A 19,727-nucleotide genomic window follows, 5' to 3' on the forward strand; every position below is an offset into this window, starting at 1 on the left:
GCCAAAATCTCCATGCCTTGCGATATCGCTGGCGCGAACCACCACGAAAGCGCAAGTTTCAGTCCATGCCAAAGCTATCTTAGCGCCTATGCCCTCGTGGGGGAGATGCCCGGCAGGGCAGAGGGGGGCGCGAAGGAACGCCAACCTTCCGGCTCAACAACCCAATCCCACAAGGATCCTCCGATGAGCAAAAAAACCGCGCAGAAACGGCAGCCACCAAAACTCCCCACAGGCGAAGCCGAGCAGGTGCGCATCCGCCGCGAGATCGGCCATGATTTCGCGCTGAAGGACGATCGCTTCGGCCGCAAGCGGCTGAGCGTCGGCACCGAAGAGGCGCGGCGCGTCTACGAGGTCTCCAATGACGGCTACACCGCGACCGGCGGCATCGTGCGGGTGCGCAATGTCGATCCGCTGGTCGGCATCACCTCACTGACCCGCCAGCAGCGTGAGGCCGGCCAGCGGTTTCGCGACGATTTCGAGCGCGCCTCGCGTGACGGGCTGCGGCCGATGCCGTGGGAAGAGCGCATTGACGGCGGCCGCATCAATGGCGCCATCCCCGACCGCGTGCTCAACGCCGGCCGCGCCCACACCCATGCCATCGCCGCCATGGCCCACTGGGAAGTGGCGGAGGTGGTTCGCAAAATCTGCCTCGAAGGCCAGTCGGTGAAGGCGCTCGCCGAACGCACCGGCGAGGGACGAGATGTGGTGGTGAAGCTGTTGAAGGTCGGGCTCGACCTTTTGGCCGTTGATTACGGGATGATGATGCGGAAGCCGCGATAAGGCCGGCAGCCGCGTAGTGAAGCGGCCGGCCGGCAGATGCCGGCCGAACCGGTTTCACCTTATCGGATCACCGTTCGCAAACGCGAATTTCCTCGACGATCCTGTGATGATGGCGCCAATGCTTGACCAACTCTATGCGGCAATGGCGATGGTGCCTGTGATACCTGTGGTACCTGAAGCCGTTATCGTAGGCATTATACTGGTAGTAAGGGCGAGGAGCGTAGCGATCGTAATAGTCGCCATAGCTGTCATTGTAGTCATCGTCATAGTAGCCGTTGCCGATGCCGATCACGACGCGCCCGCCGGCATTCGCCGGAGCGATCATCGCCGCCGCCGCAGTGATAGCGATAGCCGAAGCAAGCAGGAGCTTTCTCATAGCTGCCTCCTATTCAAGGTTGCGCTAATATAACTCGCTGGACACGACCTCGTTCCATAATTTTGCAAGATGCGAACGACCCCTGCGCCGTGCATTGCGAGGAAAGTCAGCGTCACCTCCTGTCAGCATCGTCCCCCGATTTTTGAACCCTTCGCCGCCCCAGCCATTAATCCGGCATGAATCAGCAAGGGAAGGACGAGACCATGCATGTCATTCTTGGAGGTACCGGCCATGTCGGCTCGGCGGCGGCAATGGCGCTGTTGCGGCAGGGCGAGGATGTCACGGTGGTGACGCGCGACGAGTCGAAGGCCGCATGGTTGGTTGAACAGGGCGCGGAGGCCGCGGTTGCCGATGTGCTCGATGTCGAGGCGCTGCGTGAAGTCTTGCGGCGCGGCAAGCGGGCGTTTCTGCTCAACCCGCCGGCCGATCCATCGACCGACACCGACGCCGAGGAGCGCAAGACGGTTGGCGCCATTGCGACGGCACTGGAGGGGTCCGGCCTCGAAAAAGTGGTAGCGGAATCGACCTATGGCGCGCAGGCCGGCGAGGGTGTCGGCGATCTCACCGTCCTTTACGGCCTCGAGCAGAAGCTGAAGGCCCAGGCCATTCCGGCAAGCATCAACCGCGCCGCCTATTACATGAGCAACTGGGATCAGGCCCTGGAGACGGCGCGGCGCGACGGCGTCATCACCTCCTTCTTCCCGGCGGATTTCGAGCTGCCGATGGTGGCGCCGCAGGATCTCGGCGAGGCTGCGGCGAGACGTCTGCTGGAGCCGGCGGACAAGACCGGCACGCACTATATCGAGGGCCCTCGGCGCTACTCAGCCGCCGATGTCGCCGCAGCCTTCAGTGCGGCGTTGCGCAAAAACGTGCGCGTGGTCACGGTGCCGCGCGAGCGCTGGACAGAAACCTACGAAAAACTCGGCTTCTCCAAAGCGGCGGCCGAGTCCTACACCCGCATGACCGGGGCCACGCTGGACAAGCCGGCGGAGCCGGAAAACCCGGAGCGCGGCACGACCAGCCTGGAAAGCTATATTGCTGCGCTCGTCGAGGGCCGGCCGGAAGACCTGTTGAAGGGTGCCGCGTGAGGAGTAGCTATTGTAAAACAGGCGCTTAGAGAGGTTCTGTGAATCAGACTTGAAACTTGGCGAGGCTCTGACGAGCCATACTTTTCAGGCGCCGCGCCGCCCCTCATCTGGCTGCCGCCACGGCGGCGCTCCCTTTGCAATGTTGGCGATTGGCGAAAGCATCGAAGACAGCATATTTCTCCCCGTCACTATACGGGGAGTTGAGGAATGGTCCGCAAAGCGGACGAAAAGCCAACTGCTTGGCTTTTCGAATGACGAACGCCCGGCAGGGAAATGAGGGGCGGCGCGAACCGGCCGCCATCAAGCGCCTTTCTTGATCGTCCTCAACGGCTCTTCTTCCGCCGCCCCCTCCCACCCGAACACACTGCGCCCTCCCAGCAGATGCGACTGATCGAACTCGCCGGCGACGATTTCCTTCAGGCTCGGCCCGGTGACGTAGCGCTCCAGCCGACGCGACTCGCCATCCAGCCGCTTCAGCGCGCCGAGCTCTTCCTCGCGGCCGAGCTTGGCCTTGCCGACGGCCGATTTCAGCACCGCGATCGTCTCGTCATAGACTTTCAGCGGCACCGGGAAGGGGTGCCGGTCCTTGCCGCCATGGGCAAGCGAAAAGCGCGCCGGATCGGAGAAGCGGCAAGGCGCGCCATGCACCACTTCCGCCACCATGGCCAGCGCCCTCACTGTGCGCGCGCCGACGCCGGGCACCAGCAGCAGTTCGGGAAAATCGGCCGGCCCGCTTTCTATTGCCGCGGAAATGTTGCCGTGCAGCCGGTGCATGACGATGTCGCTCTCGCGCACGTCATGATGCGCCGGCATCACCAGATTGGGCAGCATCGGCTGCGCCGGGGGCTTCGCAGGCTCCGCTTTCGGCGGCGGCTCCAGCAGGGCAAGCTCGTCAAGGATCCGCTCCGGGCTCATGGTCTTCAACAAATCGAGCTGTCCGGTCCGCGACGGCTCGGCGCGATGGTCGGTGAGGTTGACGATCTCGCCCTGCCGCTCGCCCTCGATCGCCGCATGCGGCTGGTCGACGAAGCTTGTCAGTCCTTCCGACAGCCAGTGATAGCGCCGCGCCTGGCGGCTGTCGCCGTTCATGCCTTGCTGCACCACCACCCAGCGGCTGTCGTCGGTGACGATGAAGCCGTGCAGATAGAGGTCGAAACCGTCCTGCACGGCCGCACTGTCCACCTTGGCGACTAGGCGGCTGGCGGTGGCAAGCGCCGCACCATCGATGCCGACGCGCTCGCCGATCGCGGTCAGCTCCTGCGGCGTCTTGCGCGAATGCGCGCCGCGCCCGCCGCAGACATGGATGCCGAGCTCCCGCGACATCGGGTTCAGCCCGCGCTTCAGCGCGCCGACGACCGAAGTGGTGATGCCTGAGGAGTGCCAGTCCATGCCCATGACGGCGCCGAAGGACTGGAACCAGAACGGATGCGCCAGCCGCCGCAACAGCTCGTCGCGGCCATAGTGATGGATGATCGCCTCGCACAACACCGCGCCCAGTCGCGTCATACGATCGCCCAGCCATTTCGGAACCCGCCCGCCATGCAGCGGCAAGTCCGCACTGCCGCTTCGCTGCGTCAAGTGAATGCTCCGTGGATGCCGCGCACCGGGGGGGGGCCGGTGATTTAGTGGGCATTTGGGGGGGTTTTTGCACGGGGGGTGGGGGCGGCGACTATCGTCGCCCTACGCTCTTCTTGGTGTCTCGCCGAAAGATGCAGTTACGCCGCCTGTCGCACCTGGCAATAAGGTCGGCTCCCTGCTTGAAGGCGAGACAGGTCTCGAATAGAGCTTATCCAGCCGACGGCAACTATTAAAACCAAAACGATGTCGCAATTCGGGTGGGTAAATCACAGTCAGACCGCCCGCCAAGAGATCGACGGGCAATATCTCTGGTCGCCCAAAACTCAGAAGAATGGGGCACGCAGCGAGTTCTACAAAAATATGCGTCGGGCGACACCTGGTGACCTCGTGTTGTCTTTTTTCGGTCAAGCCGTGCGCTATATTGGTCGGGTAGCGGAGTTTGCATTCACAGCACCGAAACCACCGGAGTTCAAGAACACTGGAGCCAATTGGAACGAGGAAGGTTGGCTTCTCCCGGTGTATTGGGCGCCGCTCCTGCCGACGGTGCGCCCGTCGGACATAATTGGCGAATTGGGTCCGCTTCTGCCTGCCCGACACTCGCCCATCGACCCAAACTCCGGATCAGGCCGTCAAAACGCCTATCTCGCGAGCGTATCGCAAGAGGTGTTTCACACAATTGTCGCGGGTACAGCTTTCGACCGCGAAGCTTTGAGGCGTGGTGGCGCAAACAGTCTCACTTTCGGAGTCGTCAATGAAATTTTAGAGGACGTCGTTGAGCGCCGTATCCGAGACGACCTCCAACTCGAGGACACTGTAAAGACGAGCGTCATTCAAGCTCGTCGCGGCCAAGGTAAATTTCGTTCCAATGTCGAAGCCATGGAGCGCTCGTGCCGACTCACAGGGGTCGCCAATCCCTCGTTGCTGATTGCAAGCCACATCAAGCCTTGGCGCCTATGCGCTTCCGCGCAGGAGCGCTTGGAGGGCATGAACGGGCTGCTCCTCACGCCTGATGCCGACCACCTCTTTGACCGTGGCTTCATCAGTTTTGAAGATAGCGGGCAGGTCCTCATATCCCAGCGCGTCGACAAGACTGATTTGCGGCGGCTCGGATTCGAGCAATTGGTGATGCAGAGTTTCGGCTTTGCCGAAGCCCCCGCCGTCTGGCGCACTAGCACCTTCACCCCGCCGCAGCAGGCTTACCTCGCTCACCATCGAGAGGATGTGTTTGTGGCATAGCTCGCATCAACTGAGCGGTCAGCCGTCAGGTTCCCCCTACCTCGCCGCCCCCTAAAACACCGCCTTCTCCAAGACCGGCTCCAGTGATTCAGCAAATGGCGTCGCCAGGTGGTGCCGGTCGCGGAAGGCGAGTTGGCCGTTGATGAACACGTGGCAGGTTTGGGCGTCGCAGAACTGGCTGGTCAGGTCGACATAGGTGGCGCCGGGCACGCTGCGCACGACGTCGCGCTCGGCCGCGGCGATGTCGTCGTTCGCCGCCGCGTCCCTCGGCGTGTCGCAGACTTCAGGCACCTGCCCGCGCCACAGCGCCCGCGCCACGCATTTGTCGGCATAGCTTCCATTGTAGGGAACGTCCCGGATTACCGCGACCTTGATCCCGGCCCGGCTGAATGCCGCCAGCGTCCAGCGCAGGCCGGCCTTCCACTCCTCGTTCCAATCGGCGTGCTTCAGTTCCTCGGGCGATTCCTTCATAACATTGCCGATCGAGAATTCCGAGATCACCACCATGTGCGGGTGCAACGCGATAATGTCCTTGACCGATTGCTCCCGCCACTGGTCGCATTCGGTGTAGTCGCGCTTCAGCCGCCAGTTCCAGGTCGTCACCCGCGAGGCACGGCAGGACGATTTGAGATAGGTGACGAGGCGATAATTGTTCTTGGCCGCCGCCTCGATCAGCGGCGTCGACCAGTGGTCGGCATGCGAATCGCCGAACAGCGCAATCGAGCGCCCGGCGTCCTTGTTGCCGAACACGCAGGCCTTCGGCGTCACCGTCTCAAAGGAGAGAATACAGCCGGCCGCGCGCGCCGGGGACGGCTGCGCGGCGCTGGCGGCAATGCTGCGCTGCTCAGGGTCCAGATCGTGGACGACAAGCCTGGCATTGGCGTAGGCGGCTGCGACGCCGGTGCCGGTCAGGAGGACGGCCGGCACCAGCGCCCGCGCCGCACTGGCCATCAGCCAGCCATTGCGGCGGATCGGGTTTTCGATGACATGATAGGTGAACCCCGACAGCGCCAGCGTCAGCGCCAAGCAGCCGAGCCGCTGCAGCGGCGAAAGTTCCGGCGTCAGCATCGTGGCATAGACGATCACCGGCCAGTGCCAGAGATAGAGCGAGTAGGAGAGCTTGCCGATCCATTGCAGGGGCGGCAGCGCCAGTGCCTCGATCGGGCTTTTCTTAGCGCTCTCCTGCTGCGCGTGCGCCGCTCCTGCCAGCAGCAACAGCACGGTGCCGGCCACCGGCACTAGGGCGAGGAAACCCGGGAAGGGCGTTTCGTCGCTGAAGGAAAGATAGGCGCTGGCAATCAGCGCCAGGCCGAGCCACGCCAGCGGCGTGGCGAGCCGCGGGCGGTTTTGCCAGACTTGCTGCGGCACCATGCTGGCCAGCCCGCCGGCGGCGAACTCCCAGGCGCGTAGCGGCGAGAAATAGAAGGCCCAGGGCTGCGAGACCGTGGTGAGCCACGCGCAGACGGCGAATGAGACGAGGCCGGCAATGCCGATCACCAGGATCGCGCCGCGCTTGCCGGGGCGCAGCCATGCCGCCAGCACAAGCAGCGCCGGCCAGGCGACATAGAACTGCTCCTCCACCGACAGCGACCAGAAATGGACAAACGGGTTGCTGGCCGCATCGGCGGCGAAATAATCGAACGACCAGCGGATCAGCCACAGATTGATCATGTAGGCCGAGGCGAACATGGCGCCTTTGGAATAGAGCGATTGTTCCTCCGGCGACAGGATGAAGGCGCCGGCCACCAGTGTGGCGAGGATGACGAACAGCGACGCCGGCAACAGCCGCCGAGCGCGCCTGGCATAGAAGCGCCACAGGTTGAGCCGCCCGGTCTCGGTGATTTCGGCAAGCAGGTGTTTTGTGATCAGATAGCCCGAGATGACGAAGAAGATGTCGACGCCGGTGAAGCCGCCGGGCAGGCCGGTGAAGCCGAAATGAAAGGCGATCACGCCTGCCACCGCCAAGGCACGCAGTCTTTCGATATCGGGCCGGAACGATGCTGACACGATTTGCCACCTCGTGCTGGTGCATGACCCCGCCTCGGCGAGTAACGATCGCGCCGGGATCATACGTGCGGCAGCTTTGCGCCCAACGGGACACGTCGCTGCAACCGTTGACAGTCGGACCAAGACTCCGCCCTATGGGTCGATATCGCAATGCAACAAATCTAACGCAGTGCAACATTGGAGGAGGCGACGCCGCTGATCTCCCCCCTTGAGGGGGAGATGGCCGGCAGGCCAGAGGGGGTCGGTTCGACCGGACTCGGCCCAATCCTGCAAGTGAAGGCAGGCGCTCCACGCGCGGCGACCCCCTCTGTCGCCTTCGGCGACATCTCCCCCTCGATGGGGGAGATTAGGTCCCCGCCTCCTTCGCCAAATCTCCGACATCCGGGGTCGGCCCTTGCGTTGCCCCCGTCACACGCATCGGCTATCCAACCGGCAGCCATGCAATTCAAACGGAGCCCTTCATGACCAACACCACCATTCTCAAATTCGGCGCCGTCGAGCATGCCGAGGGCGGCGACTTGCCGGGCTGGATCGTTGTCGCGGGCCGGCCGACCATGCAGACCGCCGTGCAGCACACCACCGCCGACGGCAAGGTGCTGTCGGGCACCTGGCGGGCCTCGCCCGGCACTTATCACGCCACCTACACCGACTATGAGTTCGTGCACATGATCGCCGGCCGCATCATCATCACGCCCGATGGCGGCACGCCGGTCGAGGTCGGTCCGGGCGATGCGTTCGTGGTCGAAGCCGATTTCAAGGGCACCTGGCAGATCATCGAGCCGGTAACCAAGCACTTCGTCGTCAAGCTTGCTTGATCGACGTCGTCAAGCTTGCTTGATCGACGTCGCCAGGGTCGCCTGATCGGCTCGTCGTCAGGCTTGCTTGATCGCGTCGTCGGCAGTTCCTGATCGGTGCCGATACACATCGGCCGGCGCGGTTCATCGCCAGCGTCCCCCTCGCCCAGCAGGGGGAGGGGGACGTAGCGAAGCGAATATCGGTTAAGAGGGCGTCACCTCGTTCGCTTCGAACCGATGCGGATCGAAAAGCTGAGACGATGGCGTTCTGCGGAGCCTGGTCGAGATAACGCAGGCCAGGACTGCTGCCGGGTCGCCGGCGCGTCAGCCAAGAGCGAGCGGCGCACTTCGAGAGTGCATGCCGCCCGTCCGGCGCCGGGCCGTCAATGCTGTTGTTACGAAACCCCCCAGCCCCGTCTCAACCGCCACGGCCATGGCGTGACCCATGGCTTGCTATACGCATGCAGCACCGCGGTCTGTCAACGCCGCCCGCAATGGCCGCGGGGGGTCGCCTTTGCACCTCCCGGCCAGCTTCCAACCGGCCGCGCGGACGCCATTCGCCGCTACAAAATGCGCTTGAAATGGCGGCTTTCCGGGTGTTCCGGCCGCTCCGGAGCGGCCCTTTGGCGCGACAGAGGTCGCGATCTTGGCGATTGGATGAATTTGTCTTTCGCGGCTGAAACGTTTCAGGAGCCGGTTTGTAAACCTGACTTTTTTTGGGTGTATTTCCCTCACGTCAGTTTTGCACTCCAGCCGGCTCGATCGACCCGCCGGAGGGCAAGCCTCAGGGGCCGGCGTCGGCGCTCTGAGTCTCTCGGACCGACGGGCGCCGGACCATGCCGCTGACGACATAGGCCGCCGCGCCCAGCGCCGTGATCCAGAAGCTCGTCGGCCAGTCGGTCAGGAAGGCGAGCGTCAGGCTGATCCAGGCGATGATCACGGCAAGCGCGATGGACGTCAGCACGCCGGCTCCGACGCCGCTGGTAAGCCTGAGCGCGGTGGCTGCAGGCGCCACCATCAGCGCGAAGACGAGCAGCACGCCGACGATCTGCACCGCCTCGGACGTGGCGACGGCGACCAGCACCATGAACAGGGTCGAGACAAGAGTGAGCGGCACGCCGCGCGCTTCGGCGAGTTCCGGCTGCAGGCTGGCGAACAGCAGTGGCCGCGCGATCAGCAAAAGCGCGACAAGGATCGCCACCGCCAGCACCGCAAGCACGATAACGGTGCGCAGGCTGATGCCCAGCACATTGCCGAACAGCACGTTGGTCGCCTGCGAGGCGAAGGCGGTGTAGAAATGCAGAAACAGCAAGCCCAGGCCGAGCGAAAGCGTCAAAACGATGCCGATGGCGACGTCGCGATGCGCGCGTTCGCCGAGCAGGCCGATGCCGATGCCGGCGGCGACGGTGAACACGGTGAGGCCGAGAAACGGCGACAGCCCGATCAGGCCGGCGCCGGTGGCCCCGGGAAAGCCGACATGGGAGAGCGCATGGCCGGCGAAGGTCTGGCCCCGGAGCACGAGGAAATAGCCGACCGCGCCCGAAACGATGCCGACAATGGTGCAGGCATAGAAGGCGTTGCGCATGAATTCATAGTCAAAGATCGTGGACATGCGCCCCGCTCTCCAGTTCGACATCGTCGGCCATGACGAAGATGCGGCCGGCAACCCGCACCACATTGATATGCGTGCCATAGAGTTTCGACAGCACCGGACCGCTGATGACCTCGTCGACGGAACCGATCGCCGCCTTGCGGTTGCCGAGATAGAGCACGCGGTCGACGGCGCGCAGCAGCGGGTTGATCTCGTGCGAGCAGAACAGCACGGCAATGCCGAGCCGCTCGCCGATGTCGTGCACCAGGTCGATGATCGCGCGCTGATGGCCCGCATCGAGGCTGATCAGCGGCTCGTCGAGCAAAAGCAGTTGCGGATTGCCGATCAAGGATTGCGCAATCAGGATGCGCTGGCGCTCGCCACCGGAAAGCTCGCCCAAGGGACGGCGCGCGAGGCTGCCGGCGCCCACCTCTTCAAGTGCCTTCCACGCCGCCTCCTTCTCGGCAGCCGATGCGACGGGCCAGCCCCAGCGATGCCCGCCGGCGGCACTCAGCACGAAGTCGAGGCCGCTGACGCCGACATCGCCAAGCGCGCGCCGCGCCTGCGGCATATAGCCGATGTCGGCGTTGCCGCGCGTCGGCGATTTGCCAAGCACCGAAATGGCGCCGCCGGCCGGTTTGATCAGGCCGAGAATGGCGCGCAGCATCGTCGTCTTGCCGGCGCCATTGGCGCCGAGCAGGCCGACAAAGGCGCCTTGCGGTAGAGAAAAGGAGACGTCGGATAAAACCCGGCGTCCCCCATAGGTCAGCGTGACCTTGTCGAATTCGATTGCGTTCATTTAGTCACATTCATTCGCAGTCACGTTCATTGTGTGCGGGCGGCGAGCGCCTTCTGGACCGCGTCGATCTGGCCGCGGAACCAGGTCTGGATCGTCTGGCCCGCCGGTTCCGTCTCGGTGACGCCGATGACAGTGACCTTATTCTGCCTGGCGATGTCGAGCAGCCTTGTCGTTGCCTCGTCGGTCACCTGCGAATTGTAGAACAGGATCTTGGCCGAGCCGTCCTTCAGGCTGTTTTCGAACGCCGCCACCTGCGTGGCGCTCGGCTCCGCATCGTTCATCAAAGCCACCTGGAAATCGTAGTTCAGCATTTTCAGGCCGAGCGCTTCCGCCATGTAGCCGAAGACCGGCTCGGTAGCCGTCACCTCGGTGCCGGCATAGGTGTTCTTGACGTCGGCGATTTCCTTGTCAATGGCCTCGAGCGAGGTCTGGAATGCCTTGAGATTGGCCTCGTAATGCGCTGCATTGGCCGGATCGCGTTTGGCAAGATCGGCGCTCAGCGCCTTGGCGATGGCCGGCAGCGTCGCCGGGTCGTACCACAGATGCGGGTTGTCGCCCGACTTCTTGCCGATCAGGTCGGCGGCGACGATGGTCGTGCGATCCTTGGCTGTCGAGGCCGACAGCAGCTTGTCCATCCACGGATCGTAGTCGGCGCCGTTGTAGATGACGATCTTGGCGTCGGCGATGGTGCGCGCCGTCGACGGGCTGGTCTCGAACAGATGCGGATCGTCATCGGGATTGGCCAGGATGCTGGTGACGGCGACGTTGCTGCCGCCGATCTGGCGGGCAAGGTCGCCATAGAAATTCTCGGCCGCCACGATGGTCAGCTTGTCTTCGGCGCGGGCAGCCGTGCCGGTCAAAAGCGGCACCGCGACGAGCAGCGCGGCGAGAAAGGGAATGCGACGCATCCGTGGTCTCCTTGCAGTCTGAAATGTATGTCGCCGGAGAGGCGGGCTGTGTAACTGTATAACAGTAACAATATAACGTTTGCGTCGAAAATACGGCTGATGTCAATGGGCTTTTCGAGCCGCGCAGTTTTTCACGCGCACAAAAGCGTGAGCGGCCTGCGCCGATCAGGCGGAGCCACTCATGCCTGTCGGCTATATGCGAAAGGGCAGGCGATCGCCGGCATCGCGAGGCCGCCGCGAGCACACCGGTCGTGGCGGTATCCTGATGAATTCGCGGCGGGTAAGTTCCTTGCTTGTTGCCGTCAGTTTTGCGGACGCCTTCCCTCCCACGCGTCCTGCAACAGGGCGCGGATTGCGGCGCGGTCGAAAGGCCGCGGATTCCAGTATGGGTTCCTGGTCGCAATCTCGGCGGCGCGGTCGAGATCGGCCTGCTTGAGGCCGAGTTCTTTCAATGTAAGGGGCGCGCCGACCGCCTTGGCGAAATCCTGGAGACCGCTACCGGCGCTGCTGCCAAACAAGTCGGCGACCGGCTTCAACAAGTCGGGCACCGCGGCGGCGTTGAAGCCGATCGTGTGCGGCAACATCACCGCATGCGTCTCGGCATGCGGCATGTCGAAAGAGCCGCCGAGCGTGTGACAGATCTTGTGATGCAGCGCCATGCCGACGGCGCCGAGCACCGTACCGCAAAGCCAGGCGCCGTAAAGCGCATCGCCGCGTGCATCGATGTTTCCAGGCTCCTTGGTCAACACCGGCAGCGCCGCCTTCATGGCGCGCAATCCTTCTTTCGCCATCAGGGTGGAAATCGGATGGCGGTCCTGCGCGTAAAGCGCTTCGGCCGCGTGCGCCATGGCGTTGAGTCCTGACGCGACGCTCATCGCTATCGGCAGGCCGACGGTCAGCTCTGGATCGTAGATCACCACTTCCGGCAGGATCCTTGCGTCACGCATTGTGGTTTTTTCGCCGTTCTCGGTCTGACCGAGGATCGGCGTCACCTCCGAGCCGGCATAGGTGGTCGGGATGACGATCTGCGGCAGGTCGGTGCGCCAGGCGATCGCCTTGCCGAGACCGGTGGTCGAGCCGCCGCCAAGCGCGACAACGCAGTCAGCGTTGACCTCGGTCGCCTTGGCCATTGCCGTTTGGGTTACCTCGACCGGCGTGTGCATGGCGGCGCCCGAAAAGGTGCCGGCCGCCAGCGCGCCGAGGGATTTGGCAAGCGCCTCGCCGTCGGCAGCCCGATGCGGCGTCGACAGCACCAGCGCGCGATTGCAGCCGAGTTTTTCGATCCAGGTGCCCACCTCGGACGACGCGCCATTGCCGAAGACAATATGCGCAGGGCTGCCGGAGTAGGTGAACGTCCTTGTCATGCCGATCCGCTCCCTTTGCATATTATCACTGTGACGGAGCCGAAATCGAGCGGCCAGCTCTCGCTGCCGACGACATCGTTTGCGTCGTCACCGTCTCGCAAGCGGGCCCTGATCTCTCCCGCGTACTCGCAAACGTATCGCCTTGACCACAAAAACGTCAAAAAAGTATCAGTGAGGTGGACACACCGTAGTGGCGGCTGCATGAATTGCCGCCTAAGCTTCGATCACTGCAGAGAGCGGCAAACGCGGCCTGCGGGAGATGGCACTGCAACTGGTCGCATGACCGGACCGGCGCCGGGAGGAACTGACATGAATCCGGACTTGGAAGTCGTCCAGATCAGACGCGGCGAGTCGTTCAAGGCCTGGGCCCACGGCTACCCCTTCCACACGGTGCGCTGGCACTTCCATCCCGAATACGAAATCCATCACGTCGTCGCCACCACGGGCCATTATTTCGTCGGTGACTTCATCGGCGAGTTCGAGCCCGGCAATCTCGTGCTCACCGGCCCGAACCTGCCGCACAACTGGGTCAGCGACGTGCCGGCAGGCGCCATCGTGCCGCTGCGCGGCCGCGTCGTGCAGTTCTCGCAAGAGTTCATTGCCGACGCCACCGCCGCGTTGCCGGAACTTGCCGGTTGTGAAAACATTCTCGAGCTCAGCCGCCGCGGCGCGCTATTCTCCACCGCTACCGCCAAGCTCGCCGCACCTGTGCTGGCCGAACTGGTCGAAGCGCAAGGCGTTCGCCGCATCGCTTTGTTCATGGAGCTGATCGATATTCTGAGCCGCGCCGCCGATGTGCGGACGCTCACCAGCGCCAGCTATCTGCCAGATCCCTCAGGCTTCATGTCGGCCGGCGTCAACAAGGCGCTTGCCTATATCAACGCCAACCTGACCGAGCCGTTCAGCGAAAGCGATCTGGCGGCGATTGCCGGCCGCAGCCCGAGCGCGTTTTCGCGCAGCTTCCGCCGCCATACCGGCATGGCCCTGGTGCAGTATGTCAACCGGCTGCGCATCAACCTTGCCTGCCAGCTGCTGATGAGTGAGGCCGACATGCCGATCACCGAGATCTGCTACGCCGCCGGCTACAACAACATCTCGAATTTCAACCGCCAGTTCCTGACCCAGAAAGGCATGTCGCCTTCGCGCTTCAGGGCCCTGCTGGCGGAAAACATCAGCGCGGAGATTGCCGCCTAACAGGGAGGACCGGGAGGAGCCTAGACGTTTACTGAGGTAAGAACGCGGGGTGCGTTGGAGGCGCCCCGTGCTGGAGATCGCTTGTCCCGAAATCCAGAGATATCAAGAGGATGCGCAGCACGGATCAAGTGCTCCGTTGTTCCTCGCAACAGCCCGACTGCAGTCAAGGCCCGGCGCCATGTGGTGTCCAGGGCTTCATGAAACCATTCCTTGAAACGGAGCTATCAAAATGACCAGATTTGCCTGGAAATCGACGGGAGCCATCGCGCTCACTGTTTCCCTTCTTGGCGGCACCGCTGCCTTTGCCGCCCCGGTTACCGACGCCACGGTCGCCTTCTTGATGCCCGACCAGGCCTCGACGCGCTACGAACAGCACGACTATCCCGGCTTCGTCGCCGAGATGAAAAAACTCTGCCCCGGCTGCAAGGTGATCTACCAGAACGCCGATGCCGACGCCTCGCGCCAGCAGCAGCAGTTCAACTCGGTAATCTCGCAGGGCGCCAAGGCGATCGTGCTCGACCCTGTCGACTCGACCGCCGCCGCCTCGCTGGTCAAGCTGGCGCAGAGCCAGGGCGTCAAGGTCATCGCCTATGATCGCCCGATCCCGACCGCACCTGCCGACTTCTACGTCTCGTTCAACAATGAAGGCATCGGCAAGGCCATTGCCGACTCGCTCGTCGAGCACCTCAAGGCGCTGAAGGTCGACCCCGCCAGCGGCGGCCTGCTGCAGATCAACGGCTCGCCGACCGACGCGGCCGCCGGGCTGATCAAGAAGGGCATCCATTCCAGCCTCGACAACAGCGGCTACAAGATCCTAGCCGAATACGACACGCCGGAATGGGCGCCGCCGAAGGCGCAGCAATGGGCAAGCGGCCAGATCACCCGCTTCTCCACGCAGATCGTCGGCGTCGTTGCGGCCAATGACGGCACCGGTGGTGGCGCCATCGCCGCCTTCAAGGCCGCCGGAGTCGATCCGGTGCCGCCGGTGACCGGCAACGACGCGACCATCGCCGCCCTGCAGCTCATCATCGCCGGCGACCAGTACAACACCATCTCCAAGCCGAGCGAGATCGTTGCGGCGGCTGCCGCCAACGTCGCCGTCCAGCTTCTGTCGGGCGAGACGCCGAAGGCCGAAATGACCCTCTACGACACCCCATCGCAGCTGTTCACGCCGGCGGTGGTGACGCAGGAAAACCTCAAGGCCGAGATCATCGACAAGAAGATCAACACCGCCGAAGAGCTCTGCGTCGACCGCTATGCCGAAGGCTGCAAGAAGCTCGGCATCACAAAGTGACAATGCAGGTCGCCCAAAATCGCGCAGCGGTTTTGGGATAACGACATGCATAAGAGGATGACCTAGAATCCTGATCCTGCTTTCCGGCCGCCCGTGCGGCGGCCGGAAGTCCGCAGTCACTCTTGACCGCCCATCCGGAAAGGTTTGCCACCATGTCTGACATCTCTGACGGACCGGTTTCGGCAGGCGAGCTGGTGCTCAGCCTGCGCGGCATCTCGAAGAATTTCGGCGCCGTTTCGGCGCTCACCGATATCGATCTCGATGTCCATGCCGGCGAGGTGGTGGCGCTGGTCGGCGACAATGGAGCCGGCAAGTCGACGCTGGTCAAGATCCTGGCCGGCGTCCACCAGCCGAGCTCGGGGACCATCAATTTCCGCGGCAGGCAGGTGACCATGCCTGACCCGAGTGCCGCGCTGACGCTCGGCATCGCCACCGTCTTCCAGGATCTCGCACTGTGCGAAAACCTCGACGTCGTCGCCAACATCTTTCTCGGCAAGGAGCTCAACCCGCTGCGGCTGGACGAGGTGGCGATGGAGATCCGCGCCTGGACGCTGCTCAACGAATTGTCTGCGCGTATTCCAAGCGTCCGCGAGGCGGTCGCCTCGCTTTCCGGCGGCCAGCGCCAGACCGTGGCGATCGCCCGCTCGCTGCTGCTCGACCCCAAGGTCATCCTCCTCGACGAGCCGACCGCCGCGCTTGGCGTCGCCCAGACGGCGGAAGTGCTGAACCTCATCGACCGGGTGCGCGAGCGTGGGCTCGGCGTGCTGATGATCAGTCACAATATGGAGGACGTGCGCGCCGTCGCCGACCGCATCGTGGTGCTCAGGCTCGGCCGCAACAACGGCGTTTTCGAACCCGACGCCTCGAACCAGGAACTGGTCAGCGCCATCACCGGCGCCGCCAACAATGCAGTGTCGCGCCGCGCCGAACGGCGCAAGGCCGCCGAACAAGCGCACAACCAGGAGCAGCGGCCATGAGCGCGGAGCCCAAGCAGGACACCTCCTCGTCGACGGCGCTCGACCGCAGCGACGTACGCGTCAAGCACCAGGCCGGCGTTGGTGGCGCCATCAGCGCCTTCTTCGACCGCGTCCGCTCCGGCGACCTCGGCTCGCTGCCGGTCATCGTCGGCCTGGTCATCATCTGGAGCGTGTTCACCGCCCTCAATCCGGTGTTCGTCTCGTCGAGCAACCTCGTTAATCTGTTGTTCGACTGCTCGACCGTCGGCGTCATCGCGCTCGGCATAGTCTGCGTGCTGATGGTCGGCGAGATCGACCTGTCGGTCGGCTCGATCAGCGGCTTTGCCTCGGCCATGGTGGGCACGCTGTGGGTCAACCAGGGCTGGCCGGTGGCGCTCGCCATCCTCGCCGCGATTGCCGTCGGCGGTTTCATCGGCGCGCTCTATGCCTTGCTGTTCAACCGGCTCGGCATGCCAAGCTTCGTCTCGACGCTCGCCGGCCTGCTCGCCGTGCTCGGCCTGCAACTGTATATTCTGGGCTCCACCGGCTCGATCAATCTGCCCTATGGCTCGAACCTGGTGAATTTCGGCCAGTTGCTGGTCATGCCGGACTGGCTGTCCTATGCACTGGCGGCATTGCCCGGCATCGTCATGCTGATCACCGGCCTGCGCACCGTCAGCCGCCGCCGGGCCGTCAATTTGTCGGCGCCGTCGGTCGGCGGCCTCATCGTGCGCGTCGCCGCCTTGACCATCCTGCTCGAACTGATCGTCGGCTATCTCAACCAGGCGCGCGGCATACCGTGGATGTTCGGCCTGTTCGTCGGCCTGGTGGTGGCGATGAACTATGCGCTGACCCGCACCCAATGGGGCCGCTCGATGACCGCCGTCGGCGGCAACCGCGAAGCGGCGCGCCGGGCCGGCATCAAGGTGCGCTCGATCTACCTCAGCGCCTTCGTCATGTGCTCGATGTTTGCCGCCCTCGGCGGCGTGCTGTCGGCAGCGCGGCTGGCCTCCGCCAGCCAGCAGGCCGGCACCGGCGACGTCAACCTCAACGCCATTGCGGCGGCGGTCATAGGCGGCACCAGCCTGTTTGGCGGCCGTGGCAGCGCCTATTCCGCGCTGCTCGGCATCATCGTCATCCAGTCGATCGCCAGCGGGCTGACCTTGCTCGATCTGTCATCGTCGCTTCGCTACATGATCACCGGCGCCGTTCTGGCAATTGCGGTCATCGTCGACTCCCTGGCACGCCGCTCGCGGGTTTCCCACGGCCGAGCCTGAACCAACAGAGAATACGAGGATAGAAGAATGGCTCAGGATTTGAGTGGAAAGGTCGCGGCGATCACCGGCGCCGCGTCGGGCATAGGCCTGGAATGCGCGAGAGCGCTGATTGCCGCCGGCGTTCGCGTTGTGCTCGTCGACCGCGCCGAAGACGCGCTGAAAAGCGTCTGCACCGAACTCGGTCCCGACGCGATCCCGCTGGTGATCGATCTGATGAAGCCGGCCAGCGTCGCGACGATGATGCCGCAAATCCTGGACAAGGCCGGCCCGCTCGATATCTTCCACGCCAATGCCGGCGCCTATGTCGGCGGCCCGGTGCTCGAAGGCGACCCCGATGTGTGGGACCGCATGCTGAACCTCAACATCAATGCGGTGTTCCGCTCCATACACGCGGTGCTTCCGCATATGGTCGAACGCAAGACCGGCGACATCATCGTGACGTCATCGATCGCCGGACTGGTGCCGGTGGTCTGGGAGCCGATCTACACCGCGTCCAAACACGCCGTGCAGGCCTTCGTCCACACGGTTCGCCGGCAGGTCGCCCCGCACGGCCTGCGCGTCGGCGCGGTGCAGCCGGGGCCGGTGGTGACAGCGCTGATCAGCGACTGGCCGAAGGACAAGCTCGAGGATGAACTGGCCAAGGGCGGCCTGATTCAGCCGGTTGAGGTGGCTGAAGCCGTGCTGTTCATGCTGACGCGGCCAAGGAACGTCACCATTCGCGATCTGGTGATCCTGCCGCAGAGCAATGATTTGTGAGGCAGTAGGCATTAGGCAGTAGGGAATGGGGAGAGGCTCTTGCAACTGACCGTTCACTGCTGACCATCTCGCCTACTGCCTACTGCCTACTGCCTGCTGCCTAACTTCTGAGGTTCCCCATGTCCCACTTCCTCGGCATCGACGTCGGCACTGGCAGTGCCAGGGCGGGGGTGTTCGACAGCAAGGGCACCATGCTTGCCTCGGCGAAGCGCGACATCGCACTGTTTATCGAACCGGGCGAAATCGCCGAGCAGTCGAGCGAGGACATCTGGCGCGCGGTGTGCGCCAGCGTGCGTGAAGCCGTGACCAAGTCGGGGCTCGCCGGGCGCGACATTGCCGGCATCGGCTTCGACGCCACCTGCTCGCTGGTGGTGGTCGGCAAGGGCGGTGCGCCGCTGGCGGTCGGCGGCTCGGGCGACAGCCAACGCAACATCATCGTCTGGATGGATCACCGCGCGCTCGACCAGGCTCAGCGCATCAACGCCGGCAAGCACGCTGTGCTCGACTATGTCGGCGGCACCATCTCGCCGGAGATGGAAACGCCAAAACTGTTATGGCTGCGCGAAAACCTGCCCGATACCTTCGATGCAGCCGAACACTTCTTCGACCTCACCGACTATCTGACCTGGCGCTCCACCGGCAGCCTGGTGCGCTCGATCTGCACGCTAACCTGCAAATGGACCTATCTCGGCCATGAGCGGCGCTGGGACGACGCCTATTTCCGTGCCGTCGGCCTCGGCGCGCTCGCCGATGAAGGCTTTGCCCGCATCGGCACGGAAATCGTCGAAGGCGGCACGGCACTTTGCCAAGGCCTGACTGAGGCCGCCGCGACTGATCTCGGCCTGCTGCCGGGAACGCCGGTTGCGGCTGGCCTCATCGATGCCCATGCCGGCGGTGTCGGCACGGTCGGCGGCACTGGTTCCGTCGGCACGCTGCAATCGCGCATGGCCTATGTCTTTGGCACCTCGGCCTGCACCATGGCCAGCACCAGCGAACCGGCTTTCGTGCCCGGCGTCTGGGGACCGTATTTCTCCTCGATGGTGCCGGGCCTATGGCTCAACGAAGGTGGTCAGTCGGCCGCCGGTGCGGCGATCGATCATCTCGTCGTTTTCCATCCGGCCTCGGCTGAAGCATCCGCGAAAGCCAAGGCGGAAGGTCTCGGCCTGACCGCCTGGCTTGGCCGGCAGGCGGCAACGAAGTCGGCTGACCTGTCCTCGCTCGCCCACCTTGCCGATGGCCTGCATGTCGTGCCGGAATTCCTGGGCAACCGCTCGCCCTTCGCCGACCCCGAGGCCAAGGCACTGATCGCGGGGCTGGGCATGGACAATTCCCTCGAAAACCTGGTCGCGCTCTATGTCGCCGGCCTGCTGGGCATCGGCTATGGCGTGCGCCAGATCGTGGCGGCGATGGCCAACAAAGGCATCGCCATCGACACCATCGTCGTCAGCGGCGGTGCCGCGCAAAGCGAGCTGGTGCGCCAGCTGCTGGCCGACACCACGGGGCTGACTGTCGCCGGATCGACTTCACCCGAACCGGTGCTGCTCGGCTCGGCCATACTGGCTGCAGTGGCAGCTGGAACCTATCAAGATGTGATCGCTGCGATGACCGGCATGTCGCGCATCGGCGACATCTATCGACCGGCCGGTGGCGATCTCGTGCCTTGGCACGACAAGCGCTTCGCCGCTTTCGAATTGCTGCAGCAAGCAGGCCGCGCCATCCGCGAGTAAGC

General features: G+C 64.0%; 17 protein-coding genes. 10 read left to right on the forward strand and 7 right to left on the reverse strand.

Translation table 11 applies throughout. The annotated features are described in order from the left end of the window. Positions 1-183 precede the first annotated feature (183 nt). Positions 184-780 (forward strand): DUF6456 domain-containing protein, encoded by a 597-nt coding sequence (locus NKI06_RS27165; protein ID WP_352987667.1) that lies wholly within the window; start codon positions 184-186, stop codon positions 778-780. 67 nt (positions 781-847) lie between these two features. Here NKI06_RS27165 and NKI06_RS27170 read toward each other — a convergent pair whose 3' ends face one another. After that, positions 848-1,156 carry a hypothetical protein gene (locus tag NKI06_RS27170; RefSeq protein WP_023672486.1) on the reverse strand — a complete coding sequence of 103 codons (309 nt, stop codon included), beginning with the start codon at positions 1,154-1,156 and terminating at the stop codon, positions 848-850. Positions 1,157-1,359: 203 nt separating this feature from the next. Between NKI06_RS27170 and NKI06_RS27175 the strand changes: the two genes are divergently transcribed. Then, positions 1,360-2,244: an NmrA family NAD(P)-binding protein gene (locus tag NKI06_RS27175; protein WP_352987669.1), complete on the forward strand. Its 885-nt coding sequence runs from the start codon at positions 1,360-1,362 to the stop codon at positions 2,242-2,244. Between the two features lie 300 nt (positions 2,245-2,544). On the opposite strand, the gene NKI06_RS27180 is transcribed toward NKI06_RS27175, so the two are convergent. After that, positions 2,545-3,822 (reverse strand): DUF763 domain-containing protein, encoded by a 1,278-nt coding sequence (locus NKI06_RS27180; protein WP_352987670.1) that lies wholly within the window; start codon positions 3,820-3,822, stop codon positions 2,545-2,547. Between the two features lie 243 nt (positions 3,823-4,065). Between NKI06_RS27180 and NKI06_RS27185 the strand changes: the two genes are divergently transcribed. Continuing rightward, the gene (locus tag NKI06_RS27185) at positions 4,066-5,058 is read left to right on the forward strand and encodes an HNH endonuclease (RefSeq protein ID WP_352987671.1); all 993 of its coding nucleotides are present in this window, start codon (positions 4,066-4,068) and stop codon (positions 5,056-5,058) included. Positions 5,059-5,109: 51 nt separating this feature from the next. On the opposite strand, the gene NKI06_RS27190 is transcribed toward NKI06_RS27185, so the two are convergent. Next, entirely contained in the window at positions 5,110-7,065 is a 1,956-nt protein-coding gene (locus NKI06_RS27190; protein WP_352987672.1) for an acyltransferase family protein, read from the reverse strand. Positions 7,066-7,526: 461 nt separating this feature from the next. On the opposite strand from NKI06_RS27190, the gene NKI06_RS27195 reads away from it, so the two are divergent. Continuing rightward, positions 7,527-7,880 (forward strand): cupin domain-containing protein, encoded by a 354-nt coding sequence (locus NKI06_RS27195; RefSeq protein ID WP_023821253.1) that lies wholly within the window; start codon positions 7,527-7,529, stop codon positions 7,878-7,880. A 763-nt stretch (positions 7,881-8,643) separates the two neighbouring features. Here the strand turns inward: NKI06_RS27195 and NKI06_RS27200 are convergent. The 4 genes from NKI06_RS27200 to NKI06_RS27215 all read right to left on the reverse strand — a co-directional run bounded on the left by NKI06_RS27200 (position 8,644) and on the right by NKI06_RS27215 (position 12,521). Next, on the reverse strand, positions 8,644-9,471 hold the full coding sequence (locus NKI06_RS27200) for a metal ABC transporter permease (protein ID WP_023685454.1): 828 nt from the start codon (positions 9,469-9,471) through the stop codon (positions 8,644-8,646). After that, complete coding sequence (locus NKI06_RS27205) at positions 9,455-10,249, reverse strand: metal ABC transporter ATP-binding protein (RefSeq protein ID WP_023735454.1); 795 nt, start codon at positions 10,247-10,249, stop codon at positions 9,455-9,457. The genes NKI06_RS27200 and NKI06_RS27205 overlap by 17 nt, the downstream gene beginning before the upstream one ends. Positions 10,250-10,275: 26 nt before the next feature. Continuing rightward, positions 10,276-11,157, reverse strand: a complete 882-nt coding sequence (locus tag NKI06_RS27210) for a metal ABC transporter solute-binding protein, Zn/Mn family (RefSeq protein WP_023740093.1) — start codon at positions 11,155-11,157, stop codon at positions 10,276-10,278. Positions 11,158-11,459: 302 nt separating this feature from the next. Next, positions 11,460-12,521, reverse strand: a complete 1,062-nt coding sequence (locus NKI06_RS27215) for a maleylacetate reductase (RefSeq protein ID WP_352987673.1) — start codon at positions 12,519-12,521, stop codon at positions 11,460-11,462. A 309-nt stretch (positions 12,522-12,830) separates the two neighbouring features. On the opposite strand from NKI06_RS27215, the gene NKI06_RS27220 reads away from it, so the two are divergent. From NKI06_RS27220 to NKI06_RS27245, 6 genes are all read left to right on the forward strand, one after another. Beyond that, the gene (locus tag NKI06_RS27220; protein WP_352987674.1) at positions 12,831-13,715 is read left to right on the forward strand and encodes an AraC family transcriptional regulator; all 885 of its coding nucleotides are present in this window, start codon (positions 12,831-12,833) and stop codon (positions 13,713-13,715) included. 229 nt (positions 13,716-13,944) lie between these two features. After that, positions 13,945-15,009 (forward strand): ABC transporter substrate-binding protein, encoded by a 1,065-nt coding sequence (locus NKI06_RS27225; RefSeq protein WP_352762961.1) that lies wholly within the window; start codon positions 13,945-13,947, stop codon positions 15,007-15,009. A 152-nt stretch (positions 15,010-15,161) separates the two neighbouring features. Then, entirely contained in the window at positions 15,162-15,986 is an 825-nt protein-coding gene (locus tag NKI06_RS27230) for an ATP-binding cassette domain-containing protein (protein WP_023693835.1), read from the forward strand. Further along, entirely contained in the window at positions 15,983-17,242 is a 1,260-nt protein-coding gene (locus NKI06_RS27235; RefSeq protein WP_023821252.1) for a sugar ABC transporter permease, read from the forward strand. Before NKI06_RS27230 ends, NKI06_RS27235 begins: the two co-directional genes overlap by 4 nt. A 27-nt stretch (positions 17,243-17,269) precedes the next feature. After that, a complete protein-coding gene (locus NKI06_RS27240; RefSeq protein ID WP_023685460.1) occupies positions 17,270-17,998 on the forward strand; it encodes an SDR family oxidoreductase in 729 nt (242 codons plus the stop codon). A 119-nt stretch (positions 17,999-18,117) separates the two neighbouring features. Then, positions 18,118-19,725 (forward strand): FGGY-family carbohydrate kinase, encoded by a 1,608-nt coding sequence (locus NKI06_RS27245; protein WP_352987675.1) that lies wholly within the window; start codon positions 18,118-18,120, stop codon positions 19,723-19,725. Positions 19,726-19,727 lie beyond the last annotated feature (2 nt).

It is taken from the genome of Mesorhizobium sp. M0772, from assembly GCF_040320135.1.
In the GTDB taxonomy this organism is placed as follows: domain Bacteria; phylum Pseudomonadota; class Alphaproteobacteria; order Rhizobiales; family Rhizobiaceae; genus Mesorhizobium.

Excerpts from the sequence above, each read along its gene's own strand:
- NKI06_RS27175 (WP_352987669.1), top strand. The coding sequence starts at position 1,360 with ATGCATGTCATTCTTGGAGGTACCGGCCATGTCGGCTCGGCGGCGGCA.
- NKI06_RS27225 (WP_352762961.1), top strand. The coding sequence starts at position 13,945 with ATGACCAGATTTGCCTGGAAATCGACGGGAGCCATCGCGCTCACTGTT.
- NKI06_RS27170 (WP_023672486.1), bottom strand. The coding sequence starts at position 1,156 with ATGAGAAAGCTCCTGCTTGCTTCGGCTATCGCTATCACTGCGGCGGCG.
- NKI06_RS27185 (WP_352987671.1), top strand. The coding sequence starts at position 4,066 with ATGTCGCAATTCGGGTGGGTAAATCACAGTCAGACCGCCCGCCAAGAG.
- NKI06_RS27235 (WP_023821252.1), top strand. The coding sequence starts at position 15,983 with ATGAGCGCGGAGCCCAAGCAGGACACCTCCTCGTCGACGGCGCTCGAC.
- NKI06_RS27195 (WP_023821253.1), top strand. The coding sequence starts at position 7,527 with ATGACCAACACCACCATTCTCAAATTCGGCGCCGTCGAGCATGCCGAG.
- NKI06_RS27200 (WP_023685454.1), bottom strand. The coding sequence starts at position 9,471 with ATGTCCACGATCTTTGACTATGAATTCATGCGCAACGCCTTCTATGCC.
- NKI06_RS27205 (WP_023735454.1), bottom strand. The coding sequence starts at position 10,249 with ATGAACGCAATCGAATTCGACAAGGTCACGCTGACCTATGGGGGACGC.
- NKI06_RS27165 (WP_352987667.1), top strand. The coding sequence starts at position 184 with ATGAGCAAAAAAACCGCGCAGAAACGGCAGCCACCAAAACTCCCCACA.
- NKI06_RS27230 (WP_023693835.1), top strand. The coding sequence starts at position 15,162 with ATGTCTGACATCTCTGACGGACCGGTTTCGGCAGGCGAGCTGGTGCTC.
- NKI06_RS27215 (WP_352987673.1), bottom strand. The coding sequence starts at position 12,521 with ATGACAAGGACGTTCACCTACTCCGGCAGCCCTGCGCATATTGTCTTC.
- NKI06_RS27220 (WP_352987674.1), top strand. The coding sequence starts at position 12,831 with ATGAATCCGGACTTGGAAGTCGTCCAGATCAGACGCGGCGAGTCGTTC.
- NKI06_RS27210 (WP_023740093.1), bottom strand. The coding sequence starts at position 11,157 with ATGCGTCGCATTCCCTTTCTCGCCGCGCTGCTCGTCGCGGTGCCGCTT.
- NKI06_RS27245 (WP_352987675.1), top strand. The coding sequence starts at position 18,118 with ATGTCCCACTTCCTCGGCATCGACGTCGGCACTGGCAGTGCCAGGGCG.
- NKI06_RS27240 (WP_023685460.1), top strand. The coding sequence starts at position 17,270 with ATGGCTCAGGATTTGAGTGGAAAGGTCGCGGCGATCACCGGCGCCGCG.